This window comes from Pseudomonas sp. (assembly GCF_049590575.1).
GTDB lineage: Bacteria > Pseudomonadota > Gammaproteobacteria > Pseudomonadales > Pseudomonadaceae > Aquipseudomonas.
Genome location: NZ_JBAWDE010000442.1, coordinates 1 through 17053, shown reverse-complemented (window position 1 = coordinate 17053; position 17053 = coordinate 1). Strand labels below are relative to the sequence as shown.

The window sequence follows — 17053 nt, the reverse complement described above, 5'->3', positions numbered from 1 at the left end:
GCTGTATTCGGCGCCGACCAGGTCGCGCAGCGGGTCGATCACATGCACGCGCACCAGCGCGGGCGTGTCGCGGCGCAACTGGCCCATGACCATCGCCATGTGCACGCCGCCGTCGATGCGGTCCTCGAAGGTGATCAGGCGAAACGTGCCGTGCACCGTGGGCAGGTCGCGTTCGCCGATGCGCACCACGGTGCGTTCGGTGCTGAGGCGGTAGTGGATCAGATCGGCGATGGTGCCGATCTTGATCCCGTGCTTGCGCGCAAATGTCTCAAGCTCAGGCCGACGCGCCATGGTGCCGTCATCGTTCATCACTTCAACGATCACCGAGGCCGGCGTGTGCCCGGCCAGGCGCGCCAGGTCGCAGCCGGCTTCGGTGTGGCCGGCGCGGGTCAGCACGCCGCCGTCCTTGGCGCGCAATGGGAAGATATGCCCCGGTTGCACGATGTCGGCGGGCCCGGAGTCGGGGTCGACGGCCGCCGCCACAGTGCGCGCACGGTCAGCGGCGGAGATGCCGGTGGTCACCCCGCTGGCGGCTTCGATGGACACGGTAAACGCAGTGCTGAACACGCTGCCGTTGCTCGGCACCATCTGTTCCAGGCCGAGGCGCTGGCAGTGTTCGTCGGTGAGGGTCAGGCAAATCAGGCCACGCGCTTCGCGGGCCATGAAGCTGATAGTCTCGGCGGTACAGCACGCTGCGGGCAGCAACAGGTCGCCTTCGTTTTCCCGATCCTCGTCGTCCACCAGCAGCACCATTTTGCCCTGGCGGTAGTCTTCGATGATGTCTGCGATGCTGTTGAAAGCCATGTTGGATGCTCGATTTGTTGGTTGTATGTATTATGGTATACCACAAAAACTCAAAGAGAGGATGTCGCGATGAAGGCTTACTGGATTGCCCATGTGGATGTGTCCGATGCAGAGCAGTACACGCAGTACACCCAGCGCGCCCCGGCGGCTTTTGCGAAGTTTGGCGGGCGCTTCCTCGCCAGGGGCGGACGCAGTCAAGCGATGGAGGGCGGGCCGGCACGGCCGCGCAATGTGGTGATTGAGTTCGACAGCTACGAGCAGGCAGTGGCCTGTTATGAGTCTGCGCAGTATCAAGAGGCGAAAGGGCACCGTGAGGGCGCGGGAGTGGCGCAGATCATCATCGTGGAAGGGCTGGCGCCCTAGGTCATCAGGCCAAACATTAGACCAGATGTGGGAGGGGGCTTGCCCCCGATAGCAGTGTGTCAGCCACTGGATAAGGTCACTGAACCACCGTCATCGGGGGCAAGCCCCCTCCCACATTTTGATCTGTGTTTGGCTGTGAGATCAGCGAATGAAGTGAATCTTGCCGCTGTCATCGTTCCCGATATAAATGCCGTACACCCCGGCCTGGCGTTCTTCGATATAGCGTTCAAGGATCTGCCGGATCGCGGGGTAGTAGATGCTGTCCCAGGGAATCTCCTCGGGCGCGAAGAACTTGTAGTCGAGGGTCTCCGGCCCGAACTGGCCGGTGATCTCCAGCGCGATGGCGCGGAAGATGATGTACACCTCGCTGATCTTCGGCACGCTGAAGATCGAGTAGGGCGAGAGGATGTCCGCGCGCACGCCGCTTTCTTCCCAGACTTCGCGCAACGCCGCCTGCTCAGTGGTTTCGCCCGCTTCCATGAACCCGGCCGGCAGCGTCCAGGTGCCGGGGCGCGGCGGGATCGCGCGTTGGCACAGCAGGTATTTGCCGTCCTGCTCGATGATGCAGCCGGCGATGATCTTGGGGTTGAGGTAGTGGATATAGCCGCAGCCCCGGCACATCAGGCGCTCATGGGTATCACCCGGTGGCAGCTGGTGACCGAGGTCACTGCTGCCGCAAGTCGGGCAAAAGCTGGGGCTGGGCATGGTCAGTGACCTATGCGCGGTTCTTTGAGGGCGATGGGCAGGGTGATCTCGGGGAGCTTGCCGGTCTCTTCCTGCTTGCGCTTGAGGTAATCCAGGGCCACGGCAGCCGCTGCGCGCACGTGGTCGACGCAGGCCTGGTGGGCAGCCAGTGGGTCGCCGCTCTTGATCGCCTGGACCATGCGTTCCATTTCCTGGTTACTGGTGCCGCGACGGTTTTCCTGGGACACCGAGGTGGCGCGCAGGTAGCTGATGCGCGCCTGCAACTGGCGCAGTTGGGTAGCCGCCACGTGGTTGCCGGAGCCTTCGAGCAGCACGTCGTAGAAGCCCTGAACCGAATCGATGACCTGCTGCAGCTCGCCGTCCTTGAGGGCCTTGCGGTTTTCCTCGAGAGCTTTTTCCAGGGCCTTGATGTCCTTGGCCTTGGCGCGCAGGGTGAACAGCTGCACGATCAACCCTTCGAGCACGCAGCGCAGTTCATAGATGTCGACGGCATCGGCCAGGGTGATGATCGCCACTTGCGGGCCCTTGGCATCGGCGAACTCCACCAGGCCTTCGGACTCCAGGTGGCGCAAGGCTTCACGCACCGAAGTGCGGCTGACGCCGAGGCGGTCGCACAGGTCGCGCTCCACCAGGCGGTCACCCGGCAGCAGTTGGAAGTTCATGATGGCGCTGCGCAGTTTTTCCAGCACGATTTCGCGCAGGGTGACCGGGTTGTGGTTGACCTTGAAGCTGTCGTCGAGGGGCGCGCGTTTCATGGGGTCTGCTCTGAATTTAGCGGTTAACTGGGGGCCAGGGCCGGCGGGGACCGTTTTGAGGCCGAAATCGTGCCGAAGTTTATCATGCTGCGTTCTTTAAGCGACAAACCCTCGCGGCCCCGCCATCCGGCCCCCCCCGGCGCTGCTCAGGCCAGGGTTGGCAGCGGGCCCAGCTTGCCTTTGTGGTAGATCATCGGCGTGACCGGTTCCGCCGGCAGAATCAGGTTTTTCACCGCACCGACGATGATCGCGTGATCGCCGCCGTCGTATTCGCGCCACAACTCGCACTCGATGATCGCCGTGGCCTTGGCCAGCAGCGGGTTGCCCAGTTCGCTCAAATGCCACTCGATGCCCTTGGCTTTTTCCTTGCCCTTGCTGGCAAAGGCATAGGCCTCGGCGGTCTGGTCGGCGGACAGCAAGTGAATCGCGAAGCGCTTGCTGTCGCGCAGGATCGGGTAGGTGTCCGAGGCGTAGTTGGGGCAGAACAGCACCAGGGCCGGGTCGATCGACAGCGCGCTGAACGCGCTGGCGGTGATACCGACGATGCCGCCGTCCGGGTCGAGGGTGGTGACCACCGTGACCCCGGAGGGGAATGAACTCATGACGTCTTTGTAAATGCCGGGTTCGATCATGGTCGGGGTCTCTTAGCGCATCACAAAAGGATCAGGCATGGGCGCCTGGGAGAGGTTGATCCACACCGTCTTCAGCTCGGTGTAGGCCAGTACCGAATCAATGCCGCTTTCGCGTCCATAGCCGCTGTTCTTGAAGCCGCCGATGGGCGCCATGGCCGAGACGGCGCGGTAGGTGTTGACCCAGATGATCCCCGACCGCACGTCGCGGGCCAGGCGGTGGGCGCGGCCGAGGTCGCGGGTCCAGATGCCGGCGGCGAGGCCGAACTGCGAGTCGTTGGCGATGGCCAGGGCTTCGGCTTCGTCCTTGAAGCGGATGACCGAGGCCACCGGGCCGAACACTTCTTCCTGCATGATCTTCATCGAATTGGTGTCGCACTCGAACAGCGTCGGCTCATAGAACCAGCCTTCGCCGAGGTTCTGCGGGCGCTTGCCGCCGGTGCGCAGGCGCGCGCCCTCAGCGATGGCATCCGCCACCAGGCCTTCGACCACGGCCAGTTGCTGGGCGGTGGCCATGGGGCCCATTTCGCTGGCGTCGTCCTGCGGGTTGCCGATGCGGATGCGCTGGGCACGGGCCACCAGGCGCTCGACGAATTCATCGTAGATTTCATCCTGCACCAGCAGGCGCGAACCGGACACGCAGCTCTGCCCGGATGCTGCGTAGATCCCGGCGATTGCACCGTTGATGGCGCTGTCGAGGTCGGCGTCGGCAAAAATGATATTCGGTGACTTGCCGCCCAGCTCCAGCGACAGCTTGGCGAAGTTCTCGGCGCTGCTGCGTACCACATGCCGCGCCGTGGCCGCGCCGCCGGTGAAGGCGATCTTGCGTACCAGCGGGTGGCGGGTGAGGGCGGCGCCGGTGCTTGGGCCGTAGCCGGTCACCACGTTGACCACGCCCGGCGGAATCCCGGCTTCCAGGGCCAGGCGCGCCAGTTCGAGGATGGTCGCCGAGGCATGCTCCGACGGCTTGATCACGATGGTATTGCCCGCCGCCAGGGCCGGCGCCAGTTTGATTGCGGTCAGGTACAGCGGGCTGTTCCACGGAATGATCGCGGCGACCACGCCCATGGCTTCGTGCACGGTGTAGGCGAACAGGTCCGGCTTGTCCAGCGGCAGGGTGCCGCCTTCGAGCTTGTCGGCCAGGCCGGCGGTGTAGTGGAAAAACTCCGGCAGGTAGCTGACCTGGCCGCGGGTTTCACGGATCAGCTTGCCATTGTCGCGGCTTTCGAGCTGGGCCAGTTGCTCCTTGTTCTCGGCGATCAGGTCGCCCAGGCGGCGCAGCAATTTGCCCCGCGTGGTCGCCGTGAGGCCACGCCAGGCCGGGCTGTCGAAAGCATTTTGCGCAGCCTGCACCGCGCGTTCCACATCGGCTTCGTCGGCGTCGGGCAGTTGCGCCCAGGGTTCGGCCAGGGCGGGGTTGAGGCTGTCGAAAGTCTTGCCGGACAGGGCATCGACCCATTCACCGCCGATGCACATCTGGAAGCGTGCGAGTGTCATGCAACGATCCCCTTAATTGGATTGTTTTGGGCGTAAACCGTGTCAAGAAAACCCAGCAGCAACTGGTTGACCAGGCGCGGCGATTCAACCGGCATCATATGCCGTTGCTCGGCCAGCACGGCAACCGTGGCGCCGGGAATACGGTCGGCGAGTTGCCGGGCCATCTCGGGGGTTGAGCCTGGGTCGAGTTCGCCAGTCGCCACCAGCGTGGGCGCGCGCAACGTTTTGAGGTCGTCGGTGCGGTACATGTCCTGGGTCGCAAACAGCTCATAGGTGGTGAGGTAGCCCTGGGGATCGTTGCCCGCCAGGGTTTCACGCAGCGCGGCGATCTGCGCCGGGTTGGCCGCCTGGTATTCGCGGCTGAACCAGCGCGACAAGGCGGCTTCGGCGTTCGCATCCGGGCCGTGTTCGGCGGCCTGGGCCGTGCGCGCAATCACCCCGGCACGCTGTTCGGCGCTGCGGTTGAACACACTGTTGAGCACCACCAGGCCGTGCAGGCGCTCGGGATAATGTAAGGCAAACGCGCGTGCCACCAGGCCACCCATGGAAAACCCGATCACCGTGGCTTGAGGCAGTTGCAGGTGATCAAGCAGTTCCAGCAATTGGTCGGCATACCCCAGCAGCGGGGTGCCGGCGGCCGGGCGCGGGCTGGCGCCATGGCCGAGCATGTCATAGGTGATCACGCGGTATTTCGTGGCCAGGCCAACGACTTGCCCGCCCCACATTTCTTTATTCAGGCCCACGCCGTGGATCAAAACCACAGGCTGGCCTTGGCCGGTCGCCAGATAACTGGTGCCAGCCGGGGTGCGTTCAGCGGTGAGCCGAATCATGGAGCGCTCCTGCATGCTTTTTGTTGTGGTGGCCGTTCTTTCTTACTGGGCTTTCTCAGCCGCCAACTCTTCCAGGTCGATATAACGGTTGCCGATGCGCGGGTGCAGGCGGCCGCCGTCGGCGCAGCCCAGGACCACCACGATCTCGTCGGCGCGCGGCGAATCTTCGATCTTCATTTCCAGGGTGATGTAGTGCGAACGCAGGCCTTCGTCGTCCTTGTGCATCATCGGGATCTGGATCGAAGTGCCCGGGCCGCCGCGCTTGTTGGTAAAGCTCAGGTAGCTCTTGGCCTTGACCGCTTCGCGGTAGTGGTTGCCAAAGCGCAGGGTATGGATGATGGCCGAGGCGTGTTCGATCTCGCCGTCGGCACCGACCACGGCGGCCTTGCCGTAGGCTTCGATCTTGTCTGCACCACCAATAATGCCGACCAGACGCTCCACCATCAGCGCGCCGAGGTCCGAGCAGTTGGCACGGATCTCCGGTTTCAGGTCCTCGACAAAACCGCGACCCAGCCACGGATTTTTCAGGACCACCGCCAGGCCGACCATGGTGACCGGCGTGTCAGAGGCTTTGCCGCCTTCGATAAAGGTTTCTTCTACGTAGCTGACGATCTTGCGGATTTCGAAACTCATGGCTGCTCCATCGGGGGTGCTGATTGGTTTGTGTATGATGGTATACCATAATATCGGAAGCGCAAGAGTCACCGATAAACTCAAGACGAGTTGTCGCGATGAAAGGTCGAACGCAGGTGTTTGCGCAAGGCTAATGGGCAGGGGGAGAGCAACCGCGTACGAGACCGCCGCCAGGCGGTCTACCTACGCGCGGTTGATGTCAGGACTTGATCAGCTCACGCACGCGCGAGGTCAAGGTGTCGATCGCAAACGGCTTGGTCAGCACCTGCATGCCGGGGCCCAGGCTGTTGTCGCCGATGATGGTGCTTTCGGCGTAGCCGGTGATGAACAGGGTTTTCAGCGCCGGGCGCACTTCCCGCCCGGCGTCGGCCATCTGCCGGCCGTTCATGCCCCCCGGCAAGCCGACGTCCGTGATCAGCAGGTCAATGTGCACATCGGAATGCAGAATTTTCAGCCCGGTAATGCTGTCACTCGCTTCGATCAGGCTGTAGTCGAGACCGCCCAGCACATCCATCAGCAGCGTGCGCACGCTGGGCTCGTCGTCCACGATCAGGATGGTTTCGCCGTATTCCGCCGGCGTCGCGCAGGGGGTGTTCTGCTCGGGTGTGGGCGCAACGGCCTCCCCCAGGTAGCGCGGCAGATAAAGGCTGATGGCGGTGCCGCGGCCGACCTCGGAGGCGATCCGCGCCTGCCCGCCGGATTGCCGGGCGAACCCATAGATCATCGACAGCCCCAGGCCAGTGCCCTGGCCGATGGGTTTGGTGGTGAAGAACGGGTCGAACGCCTTGGCCATGACCTCGGGCGTCATGCCTGTGCCGGTGTCGGTGACGGTCAGCGTCAGGTATTCGCCCTCGCTCAAGTCATGGGCGCTGGCGGTTGCTGCGTCCACCCAGACATTGGCGGTTTCGATGCTGATGCGCCCGCCGTCCGGCATGGCATCGCGGGCATTGATGCACAGGTTCAGCAGGGCATTTTCCAGCTGGCTGGCATCCACCAGCGTCGGCCACACGCCGTTGGCGCCCAAGGTCTCGACGGTGATGCTCGGGCCCACGGTGCGCTGGATCAGCTCGCCCATGTCCTCCACCAGCAGGTTCACATCGGTGGGCCGGGGGTCGAGGGTTTGCCGGCGCGAGAACGCCAGCAAGCGATGGGTCAGCGCAGCGGCGCGTTTGGCGGCGCCCTGGGCGGTGGTGATGTACTTGTCCACTTCCGCCCAGCGGCCCTGGGTGATGCGCAGCATGGTCAGTTCCAGCGCGCCGGAAATACCCGCCAGCAGGTTGTTGAAATCGTGGGCGAGACCACCGGTCAATTGGCCGACGGCTTCCATTTTCTGCGACTGGCGCAGTTTCTCTTCAGCCTGGATCAGCTCGACCGTGCGCTCGGCCACGCGCTGTTCCAGGGTTTCGTTGAGGGCGCGCAGCGCGGCAGTCGCGCGGTCGCGTTCGGCTTCGACGGAGCGCCGGCCCTCCACGTCGATTACCACGCCCGGCAGGGTCAGGGGCGTGCCGTCTTCGGCCAGGTCGACCCGCCCGTTGGCCTCAATCCAATAGTATTTACCGTCGCCACGAAGTACGCGGTACTGGTGCGCATAGGCACCGCCACGGGCAATCGCGGCATTGATGGCGCTGATCAAACCGTCGCGGTCTTCCGGATGCACCGAGGTGATCACCTGCGCCAGGCTCAGGCCCTCATAGCCCAGCGCCGGGTCGACGCCAAAGGCACGGGCGAAGGCCTCATCGATGGTGAAACGGTCGCTGGGCAGGTCCCAGTGCCAGGTGCCGATGATCGCGCCGGCGGCCAGTGCCAGTTGCACGCGCTGCACGTTTTGCCGCGCCACCGCTTCGCTGATCCGCAGGCGCTCCTGAGCGTTGCGCCGTTCGGTGACGTCACTGAAGATAATTGCGATCTGCCGGTCGGCCGGGTCGCCGACGCGCACCGCGCGCACGTCGAACCAGCGCTTGAACGCTTCGGCGTAGTTTTCAAACGTCGCCGGCTCACCGGTCTTGGCCACGTGCCCGTAGGTCTCGAACCAGAAGCGTTCCAGGTCCGGTGCGAATTCGGTGACCCACTTGCCTTGCAGGTTGACCCCGGCCTGACGCTCGAACGCCGGGTTAGCCTCGACGAAGCGGTAGTCGATCGGTTGATCGTCGGCATCGAACTTGACGTCGACGATGGCAAACGCCGACTCGACCGTTTCCAGAATCGTGCGAAAGCGTTCTTCACTCTGGCGCAGTTCGGTCTGCGCGACACGCATGTCGGACATGTCGAGCATCGCCTGGCGGTAGCGCTCCTCGGTTGCTTCACTGGGCCCCGGCGTCAGGCAGCCGCCCGACAGGGGGTCGATGCCAGCGTTTGTCAGCAGGCCACGCAGACGCAGGACTTCTGCCTCCAGCGCTTCACGCGTCAGGTCTTTCACTGCTGTTTCCAAAGATGAGTTAGAGGGAGCAACCAAGCCGCTGTATGACCTGCGCGCCTGCCAGAGGGTTCAATTGTGGCGGAGTACGGGGACCCGGCAATTAAAGTCTGATTCTCAGGGGCGAGCCAGTTTTTTCAGGGTGCGGCCCTTATCATCTTTTTTACCGCTCAGCCTCAGCTGGAGCGCGGCGCCAACATGCGGCGACGGATACGCATCAAGTCTTGGTAGGCCTCGGTACGTTTTTCGTCCGCTACGCGTTTCGCCTCGGTAAAGCGCAACCACGCGTCGGCATCGGCCAGGCTGGTGCCGATGATGGCGTAGGCCACCTGTTCCAGTCGGTCCGCTTCAAAAAACAGTTCGGTGTTCCGGGCGAGTTCCTGCTCCGGGTCGAGGGATTCAGATGCTTCTTGCCTGTTCGCAGCCATGGCCTTCACCTCAAGGTCGTCATAGGCGAGCGAAAGGCAAAGCGCCGACAGGGGCTGCTGTATGCGTAGCTCGCGCAAGGACTGACACAAGCCGTTCTTGTGTCCGGGTTGTCCTGCTGTATGGAGAGGTAAAGCGCCAGGATCGTTCAAATTAGTGCAAGCCTGACCACTCGTCCGGCAGCGCCTGGATTTGTTGAACGAGCCAACGCCTATTTCACCCAGATAGGTAAGGGCCTTGCCCCTGTGAATCTCATCTGAAGGAGAGCGACCATGAAAAAACTCACGATGTGCCTGAGCCTGTGCAGCGTGTTTCTGCTGCACGGGTGTTTCGACAGCTCCAACAACACCACCAAAGACAACACCAGCGGCAGCAAATCCTCAGTGCAGATGCAGGAAGGCAAGGCCGACGACAGCAAGTGATGACTCGCGCCTAGCGTGTGCTCAGCCAAGCGGGGTGCAGTTTCGGGAAATGTGCCTTCAACCAGTCAACGAACGCGTCCACCTGCGGCGCGAGGTGGCTTCTGCTGGGGTACAGCACCGAGACCAGGCGCGGACGTGGACGAAAGTCGCTGAGCACTTCTACCAAATCGCCGCTCGCCAGAAACGTCTCCACCGTGATGCCGGGCGCCTGGATCAGGCCGAATCCGGCAACGCCGCACTGCACATAGGCATTCGACTCGTTCACGGTAATGCCACCACGGGGGACATAAGGCCGGTCTTCCCCGTCTTCCAGAAAATGCCAGGGCAGGGGGCGGTTGTTATGTCCCGACAGGAAGTTGACTCCGCGGTGGTTTGCCAGCGCTTGCACACTGTTGGGTACGCCCCAGGTCTTCAGATAGTCTGCAGAGGCACAGGTGACCATGGTGGCGCTGCCGATCTCCCTGGCAACCATGCTCGAATCGGGCAATTCGCCGATGCGCAACGCGCAGTCGACGCCTTCGGCAACCAGATCGACCGTGCGGTCCGTCACACCCAACACCAGTTCTATATCGGGAAAGGCCAGGGTAAACGTGCGCAGGCTTTCCATAAAGCTGCGCTGGGCGAACGCCGTGGGAATATCCACCCGCAGCCGGCCACGTAATGTCGAGCCGCTGCGATCAAACATCGCGGTGGTGTCGGCGATGGTCGCCAGGATCTCTTTGACCCGCTCGTAGAAACGCTCGCCCTCGGCCGTCAGTTGCACTTTGCGTGTAGTGCGCTGGAACAGGCGCACGCCTAGTGAGGCTTCAAGGTCCTGAATAGTCCGCGTGACGTGGGGCCGCCCGCTCTGAAGCGCTTCGGCGACCTTGGTAAAGCTGCCCAGCTCGGCCAGTTTGGCGAACACCTCCATCGACTGTAATAGCGCCATCTGCCTCTCCGAGAGTATTAATTGTTGCTTGTAATGATAACAATCCTGACGGGTTTGGCGCATTTATCCCCTGGCTCAATCCCTCGACACTGTTTTCAGCGCAGGCAGCACTGAAGTTGCCCGGCCTTTCAAACCGTTCGGAGACAGATAATGAAAGCATGGCTTTTGCAGGATTTCGGCTTGGACAATCTGGTGCAGGGGGAGGTGGAAACGCCCGTGCCCAAGGCCAGTGAATTGCTGATCAAGGTGGGGGCTGTGTCGCTCAACTTCCGTGACAAAGCGATTGTGGACGGTATCTATGAACCCCACAGCGTACCCAAACCGCTGATCCCGGTCAGTGATGCGGCAGGCACGGTTGTTGCCGTCGGCGCGGGTGTCTCGCGTTTTGCGCTGGGTGACCGGGTCAACTCCCACTTGTATTCACGCTGGTTGGACGGCATGCCAGGGCCGGACGAACCCGACTACTGCTTTGGCTCGCCGCTGCCCGGCGGCCTGGCCGAATACATGATCATTCATGAAGACAGTGCTGTGCGCGCGCCCGACGACATGTCCGATGAAGAAGCCTCTACGTTGCCGATTGCCGCGCTCACCGCCTGGTATGCGTTGGTGGACTTTGGCCAGATCCAAGCCGGCCAAACCGTGCTGGTGCAAGGCTCAGGCGGTGTTTCCGTGTTTGCCGCACAGATCGCAACGGCACTCGGTGCCAAGGTCATCGTGACCTCCAGCCGCGATGCCAACCTGCAGGCGGTGAAAGAACTGGGCGCCATTGCGGGCGTCAACTACAGCACCCACCCTGAGTGGGCCAGCGAGGTGCTCAAGCTCACCGATGGCCAAGGCGTGGATTTGCTGCTGGACGTGGCCGGCGGGAAGGGGATCAACCAGTCCATCGCAGCCACTAAAGTCGGCGGGCGCATTGCCCAGATCGGCTTCCTGACGGGCCAGACCGCCGCGCTCAACCTGATGCCGCTGATCTTTCGGCAAACCACCATACGCGGCATCGCCGTGGCCCCGCGTACCTCGTTTGATCGCATGAATGCATTCTTGAACGAGCATCGGATTCGCCCGGCGATTGATCATGTGTATGCGTTTGATCAGGCGCGAGAAGCCTATGAACACCTGGCCAGAGGCGCGTTTGGCAAGGTGGTCATCAAGGTCGCGTAAGCACTGTGCAGGTTTTAACGGGCCGCCCCCCAGCGCGGTCATTTCACTGACCACGCCGGGGAATGGGCGCCGTTTTTCAACGCATCTGCAAGATAATCGGGCTGCTGCTCGCCGGGTCCGTGTGCTCGCGCAGTTTGCCGACGGCTTTGGCGTCGACCGCTTCACCGTGGTTGCCCCAGGTGCTGCGCACGTAGGTCAGCACTTCGGCGATTTCTGCGTCGGACAGTTGCTCGCGGAACGCCGGCATGCGGTAGGCGTCGGGCACGCCGGCGGCGACGATGCGTTGAGAGCCGTTGAGGGTGATGTTGATTGCCGAGGCGTTTTCCTTGGCGAGTGCCGAGGTGGCGCCGGCCAGCGGTGGCATCCAGTCGGGCTGGCCTTTGCCGTCCTGGCCGTGGCAGGAGGCGCAACGGGTCGCGTAGGTGTGGGCGCCGGGAATGTCCTGGCGCGCCTCGGCGGTCACGTACTGCCACGCTGTGCCGTCACGCTGCGGGTCGCCGGGCAGGGACTTGAGGTAGCGGGCGATGGCGGCCAGGTCGTCGTCGGCCATGAACTGCGTCGAGTTGTTGAACGCCTCGGTCATCGAGCCATAGACCACCGCATGCTTGTTGCGGCCGGTCTTGAGGAACTGCACGATCTCCGGCTCGCTCCAGCGGCCCAGGCCAGTGTTGGGATCCTGCCTCAGGCTCGGGGCGTACCAGCCATCCAGCAGGCCGCCGGCGAGGAACGGCTTGCCGGACTCGTCCAGGGCTTTCTCGTTGAAGGCCAGGCCGCGCGGGGTGTGGCAACTGCCGCAGTGGCCCGGGCCCTGGACGATGTAGGCGCCGCGATTCCACAGCGCATCCTGGTTCGGCTTGGCGGCGTAGGTGTGCGTCGGGGCGAATACGCCGTTCCACAGCGCGATAGGCCAGCGCAGGTTCAGCGGCCAGGGAATATCGCTGGGGATATTCGGCTGCTTGGCCGGCTGCACGCCTTGCATGAAGAAGGCGTACAGCGCGCGAATGTCGTCATCGCTGAGCTTGACGTAAGACGGGTAGGGCATGGCCGGGTACAGGCGTCGGCGATCCGGGGTCACGCCGTGGCGCACCGCGCGGTCGAAGTCGGCCAGGCTGTAGGTGCCGATCCCGGTGTCGCGGTCGGGGGTGATGTTGGTGGCGTGAATCGTCCCCAGCGGCGTGGCCATTTCCAGCCCGCCGGAGAACGGCGCCTTGCCCGCCAGGCTGTGGCAGGCCACGCAGTCGCTGAGGCGTGCAACGTACTCGCCGCGGCTGACCTGTGCCGGGTCGAATTGAGCGCTGTGTTCCTGTTCGAACGGGGTGGCGGGCGGGCGGGTTACGTACCAGGCGAGCAGGCCGGCAGCGACCAGGCAGGCCAGCACCAGCCAGCCTGCGGTTCTTGCGAATCGGCGGTTGTTCATGGGCGTTCCTTGTCGGTCAACTGAAGGTGTATCGGCTCAATGGCAGGCTGCGTATACGCTGCCCGGTCAAGTGTGCGACCGCATTGGCCACCGCCGGCGCGACTGCCGGCAACGGTGGCTCACCGATTCCGCCCATCTTTTCACCGCTTTCGACGATTTTTACGTGGACCTGCGCCATCCGCGAAGGCGGCAGGATCGGGTACAAATCGTAATTGCGCGCCCGTGGCTTGCCGTCCACGTACACCGCTTCCTCCAGCAGGGTTTGCGACAGGCCCAAGGCAACCGCGCCCTGCACCTGCGCCTCGACGATGGCCGGGTTGACGATGCTGCCCGGATCGATTGCTTCCCAGATGTGGTGCACCTTGACCTGGCCCTGTTCGATCGACACTTCGGCAACCACCGCCGCGTGCGAGCCGAACGGCGACGCCATGGCCACGCCGCGTGCGCGACGGCTGCCATCTTCGGCCGTGTACGGGCCGCGTTTCCAACCGCCGGACAGTTCGCCCACCGCTTGCAGCAGGGTGGTCAGCCGTGGGTTGTCGCGCAGCAGGTGCAGGCGCAGTTCGTACGGGTCATGGCCGCCCTTGTCCGCCAGCTCATCGAGGAACGCTTCGTAGAAAAAGTCATTCAACGAGTTGCCCACCGAACGCCAGTAACCGAGCATGACCGGGCCCTTGACGTAGATCTGCGCGATGCGTTTGTTGGGGATCGCGTAGCTCTTGCCCGACAGCCCTTCGAGGGCAGTGGGGTCGATTTTTTCGCCCTGTTTGCCGGCGAGTGCTTCGGTCGGGCCCTCGGTGGCGCTGACCGCTTCAATCGCGACCGGCAGGCCTTTGTCATCCAGTGCGGCGCGGAACTTGACCACGGCCACCGGGCGCAATACATCGCGCAGGAATTCTTCTTCGCGGGTCCAGATCAGTTTGATCGGACGGCCCACCGCCTTGGCCAAGGCAATGGCCTGCGGGTAGGGGTTGGCCGATTCATACAGGAAGTGCCGACCGAAAAAGCCCCCGAGCAACGGCGAGTGCAGGGTGATTTTCGAGATATCCAGACCGGTGCGCTTGGCCATGTCGGCGCGGAACATGTCCGGCGCCTGGTTGGGCAGCCACACCTCCAGCGTGCCATCCGGGTTGAAGCGCGCCAGCGCAGACGGCGGCTCCAGCTGGGCGTGGTTGACGTACTGGTTGTGGTAAGTGGCTTCGACCTTGGTTTTGGCGCCGGCGAGGGCACCGGCCACATCGCCTTCGTTTTCATCATCGCGGGCCGGGCCCTGCTGGGCGGCGAGGAAATCGCGGTGCTTGTCGCTGGAAAAGTCCGCCGGCATTGCGCGCAGGGTTGAATCGGCGGCGGCTTCCAGCCAATCGACCTGGATAGCTTCCACCGCGCGCTTGGCGTGCCACCAGCGCTCGGCCACCACGGCCACTGCGCCGGGCAGTGTGTGCACGGAATGCACGCCTTTCATGGCCTCGACCTGCGACTGGTTGCGCAGGCTGCCCACGGTCATGCCCAGGCGCGGCGCATGTTGCACCGCAGCGTGGAGCATGCCGTCGACTTTCAGGTCGATGCTGTACAGCGCTTTGCCGGTGGATTTGTCGTAGGCGTCCAGGCGCTTCACCGGCTTGCCGATCCAGCGGAACTGGCTCGGGTCGCGCAGGGTGACGCTGGCCGGGTCGGGCACTGGCATGTCCAGCGCGCGGCCGGCCAATTCGCCGTAGCCCAGCGAACGGCCGGAGGCGGCATGCACCACGCGGCCCGGTTGGGTGGTCAGTTCGGCCACCGGCACACCCAGTTGCGCAGCACCGGCCTGCAGCAACATGGTGCGGGCGAGGGCGCCCAGGCGGCGCATGGTCGGGTAGCTCATGCGCACCGACATGCTGCCGCCGGTGATGCGCATGCCGTTTTCCATCACTACATAGGCTTCGCCAGGCGGGGCGGCTTCGACGATAAAGGTGGCGGGGTCGGCGTCGAGTTCTTCGCCAACAATCTGCGCCATGGCGGTGTGGGTGCCCTGGCCGCCTTCCATGAAGGGGCTGAGCAGGCGCACGCTGCCGTCGGGGCGGATTTCCAGAAACGCCGGCACCTGGGTGCCGCGTTCGGCGGCGTTGGCGGTGGCGGCTTGCACCCGGGCCGAGCCCATGGGCAAGCCGAAGCCGATTACCAGGGCGCCAACTGCGGTGCTCGCCAGAAAGCGCCGGCGCGATAGGTTGATCGGCTCATCCAGGATCAGGTTGGGTAATTCGGAGCGCGTATTCATCAGGCACGCTCCGGTTTGGCCAGGTCGTCCATGGCGCTGTGGATCGCGTTATAAGTGCCGCAGCGGCACAGGTTGATCATCGCCGCGTCAATTTGCGCAGCGCTCGGTGCCGGGGTGTGCTTGAGCAGCGCAGTGGCCGCCATCACCTGCCCGGACTGGCAGTAACCGCATTGCGCGACCTGATGCTCGACCCAGGCCGCGACCACGCGTTTGCCCACGTCATCGGCTTCAATCGCTTCAATGGTGGTGATCTCACGGCCGACCACACCCGCCACCGGCGTGACGCAGCTGCGTACCACGTTACCGTCGACCAGTACCGAGCAGGCGCCGCATTGGGCCAGGCCGCAGCCGTACTTGGTGCCGGTCATGCCGAGATCATCGCGGATTACCCAGAGTAGGGGCGTGTCCGCGTCTGCATCGACCTGATAGGCCTTATTGTTGATTCTTAATTCCATGGCTCACCTGCTGATCAACGGTAGGTGCGGCCTTTTTAATAGTGAGGGTGCGATGGCCGCTTATTGTCGAACTCTAGACCACTGCGCAAGGGGTATCTATCGGCAAAAGCCTAAGTTCGCAGGATCAGGCAAGTATTCGAGAGGATTGCACTGCTTTCGGCCTACACCCGTGGCGAATAGGCTTTTGTGGTGAGCGGGGTTGCCCGCTCACCACCGGCAGCGGTGGATCGTTCAGGCAGGCGGTTGCGTGGGGTTCACGCACTCGATGGAGCGGTCCACGGTGGTCTTGGCAATCTCGAGCAAATGCCACACCGCCAGGATCTTCGCCCGCTGGGGGCTCTCCAATTGCTCACTGCAATCGAGGGCAGTGGCGCAGGCGCTGTCGAGCAAGCTGGCGGTGTAGAGCAGGGCGTCTTCGAAGCTCAGGTCTTCGATTTGAACCCCTTGGATGGGCAGGTAATGGTCGATGGCGCGGTTGAAGGCGGCACGGTCTTTGGCGCAATGGCGGGGTGGGTCGGGGACGGTTTTTTTCATTGTTTAGCTCCAGGGGATCAAGGAGCCGACACGCTTCGCGACTAAACGTAGGGTGGCGGCTGTACGCAGGTTAGTCGACCGGTCTGGAGCACCCGGCGCGCCCAAGGGCGCCCTGCGCACAGCCACCATAAAGCTTCATGGGGCCCTTCACCTGCTCCAAACCTGGGCGACTAAACCCGATCACTGATTAGCAGTGACGGATCGCAGACTAGCCACCGATTCCAACAGGCACAAGGCGGCAGGGATTGTCTAGGAAACGTCCTGCAATTTAAAGAGACACGGCTTGCTGGCCCTTTACAAACCATGACGAAAGGCCATCAACCCCCCACCTGTCAGAGGTGCCGAACGGCGTTTTTGTAGGTGGTGATTCCCCGGTGTGTAGGCAACTTCCCAAATGTAATGGAGACCCACCGGGCTTGTGTCCTCGGCCTATTCGCTTGCTTATATTCCCACGCCATCTTCGTTGCATTCAGGGATGCAGGGCATGGCGCAGGGCTATATCAACGAGCGCACGACGGACTACCACAGCTTGAAATCCCGCTTGATGGGCCATGGCAGCAGCCAGCCGCGTTCCGACCATTTTGACCTGCTGAACCGCCACCTGCGCCGTGGGCTGGTGGCCCCTGGGCAGTTGGTGATTGTGCCCGACGCCTACAGCGTGACTTGCTCAAGGGAAGAGGCCTGGTTGGTTCGCCATGCCGAGGCCATACGCCGCGAACTGGACAACTCCGCCGGCACCCAGGTGATCAACGACTACGACCTGCTGCAGAGCCTGCTGGGGTATACCTCGCTGGGCGTGGGCAGTGCGACATCGGCCTGGGCCAGGC

At 63.3% G+C, this 17053-nt stretch carries 17 protein-coding genes and 1 pseudogene; 4 read left to right on the top strand and 14 right to left on the bottom strand.

Annotated features, from left to right (window positions below):
• The coding region (gene ribB, locus WBR57_RS30290) for a 3,4-dihydroxy-2-butanone-4-phosphate synthase (RefSeq protein WP_424089289.1) at positions 1-804 on the bottom strand (804 nt) is incomplete at its 3' end.
• A 69-nt stretch (positions 805-873) separates the two neighbouring features.
• Between ribB and WBR57_RS30285 the strand changes: the two genes are divergently transcribed.
• Positions 874-1167 carry a DUF1330 domain-containing protein gene (locus WBR57_RS30285; protein ID WP_424089287.1) on the top strand — a complete coding sequence of 98 codons (294 nt, stop codon included), beginning with the start codon at positions 874-876 and terminating at the stop codon, positions 1165-1167.
• A gap of 141 nt (positions 1168-1308) precedes the next feature.
• On the opposite strand, the gene WBR57_RS30280 is transcribed toward WBR57_RS30285, so the two are convergent.
• The 8 genes from WBR57_RS30280 to WBR57_RS30245 form a co-directional block, all read right to left on the bottom strand.
• On the bottom strand, positions 1309-1872 hold the full coding sequence (locus WBR57_RS30280) for an NUDIX hydrolase (RefSeq protein ID WP_424089285.1): 564 nt from the start codon (positions 1870-1872) through the stop codon (positions 1309-1311).
• A 2-nt stretch (positions 1873-1874) separates the two neighbouring features.
• Positions 1875-2627: a GntR family transcriptional regulator gene (locus tag WBR57_RS30275; protein WP_012723572.1), complete on the bottom strand. Its 753-nt coding sequence runs from the start codon at positions 2625-2627 to the stop codon at positions 1875-1877.
• A 146-nt stretch (positions 2628-2773) separates the two neighbouring features.
• Positions 2774-3259, bottom strand: a complete 486-nt coding sequence (locus WBR57_RS30270) for a flavin reductase family protein (RefSeq protein WP_099584572.1) — start codon at positions 3257-3259, stop codon at positions 2774-2776.
• Positions 3260-3271: 12 nt separating this feature from the next.
• Positions 3272-4753, bottom strand: a complete 1482-nt coding sequence (locus tag WBR57_RS30265) for an aldehyde dehydrogenase (RefSeq protein ID WP_424089283.1) — start codon at positions 4751-4753, stop codon at positions 3272-3274.
• Positions 4750-5583, bottom strand: coding sequence for an alpha/beta fold hydrolase (locus WBR57_RS30260; RefSeq protein WP_424089281.1), 834 nt, complete (start codon positions 5581-5583; stop codon positions 4750-4752). Before WBR57_RS30260 ends, WBR57_RS30265 begins: the two co-directional genes overlap by 4 nt.
• Before the next feature lie 42 nt (positions 5584-5625).
• On the bottom strand, positions 5626-6216 hold the full coding sequence (locus tag WBR57_RS30255; protein WP_122539326.1) for an amino acid synthesis family protein: 591 nt from the start codon (positions 6214-6216) through the stop codon (positions 5626-5628).
• Positions 6217-6415: 199 nt separating this feature from the next.
• Positions 6416-8632, bottom strand: a complete 2217-nt coding sequence (locus WBR57_RS30250; RefSeq protein ID WP_424089278.1) for an ATP-binding protein — start codon at positions 8630-8632, stop codon at positions 6416-6418.
• Between the two features lie 173 nt (positions 8633-8805).
• Positions 8806-9057, bottom strand: a complete 252-nt coding sequence (locus WBR57_RS30245) for a hypothetical protein (protein WP_424089276.1) — start codon at positions 9055-9057, stop codon at positions 8806-8808.
• A 270-nt stretch (positions 9058-9327) separates the two neighbouring features.
• On the opposite strand from WBR57_RS30245, the gene WBR57_RS30240 reads away from it, so the two are divergent.
• Positions 9328-9477, top strand: coding sequence for a hypothetical protein (locus WBR57_RS30240; protein WP_163003158.1), 150 nt, complete (start codon positions 9328-9330; stop codon positions 9475-9477).
• Between the two features lie 10 nt (positions 9478-9487).
• Here WBR57_RS30240 and WBR57_RS30235 read toward each other — a convergent pair whose 3' ends face one another.
• Entirely contained in the window at positions 9488-10387 is a 900-nt protein-coding gene (locus WBR57_RS30235; protein WP_424089291.1) for a LysR substrate-binding domain-containing protein, read from the bottom strand.
• Between the two features lie 168 nt (positions 10388-10555).
• Here WBR57_RS30235 and WBR57_RS30230 point away from each other — a divergent pair, with 168 nt between their 5' ends.
• Positions 10556-11566 (top strand): zinc-dependent alcohol dehydrogenase family protein, encoded by a 1011-nt coding sequence (locus WBR57_RS30230; protein ID WP_424089273.1) that lies wholly within the window; start codon positions 10556-10558, stop codon positions 11564-11566.
• Between the two features lie 76 nt (positions 11567-11642).
• Here the strand turns inward: WBR57_RS30230 and WBR57_RS30225 are convergent, their stop codons facing one another.
• From WBR57_RS30225 to WBR57_RS30210, 4 genes are all read right to left on the bottom strand, one after another.
• Positions 11643-12983 (bottom strand): c-type cytochrome, encoded by a 1341-nt coding sequence (locus WBR57_RS30225; protein ID WP_424089271.1) that lies wholly within the window; start codon positions 12981-12983, stop codon positions 11643-11645.
• Between the two features lie 16 nt (positions 12984-12999).
• On the bottom strand, positions 13000-15237 hold the full coding sequence (locus WBR57_RS30220) for a molybdopterin cofactor-binding domain-containing protein (protein ID WP_424089269.1): 2238 nt from the start codon (positions 15235-15237) through the stop codon (positions 13000-13002).
• Positions 15237-15692 (bottom strand): (2Fe-2S)-binding protein, encoded by a 456-nt coding sequence (locus WBR57_RS30215; RefSeq protein WP_424089267.1) that lies wholly within the window; start codon positions 15690-15692, stop codon positions 15237-15239. The genes WBR57_RS30220 and WBR57_RS30215 overlap by 1 nt, the downstream gene beginning before the upstream one ends.
• A 231-nt stretch (positions 15693-15923) precedes the next feature.
• Positions 15924-16226 carry a DUF6124 family protein gene (locus WBR57_RS30210; protein ID WP_424089265.1) on the bottom strand — a complete coding sequence of 101 codons (303 nt, stop codon included), beginning with the start codon at positions 16224-16226 and terminating at the stop codon, positions 15924-15926.
• A 484-nt stretch (positions 16227-16710) separates the two neighbouring features.
• Between WBR57_RS30210 and WBR57_RS30205 the strand changes: the two are divergent.
• Positions 16711-17053 (top strand): annotated as a pseudogene (locus WBR57_RS30205) (hypothetical protein); the annotation flags it as partial.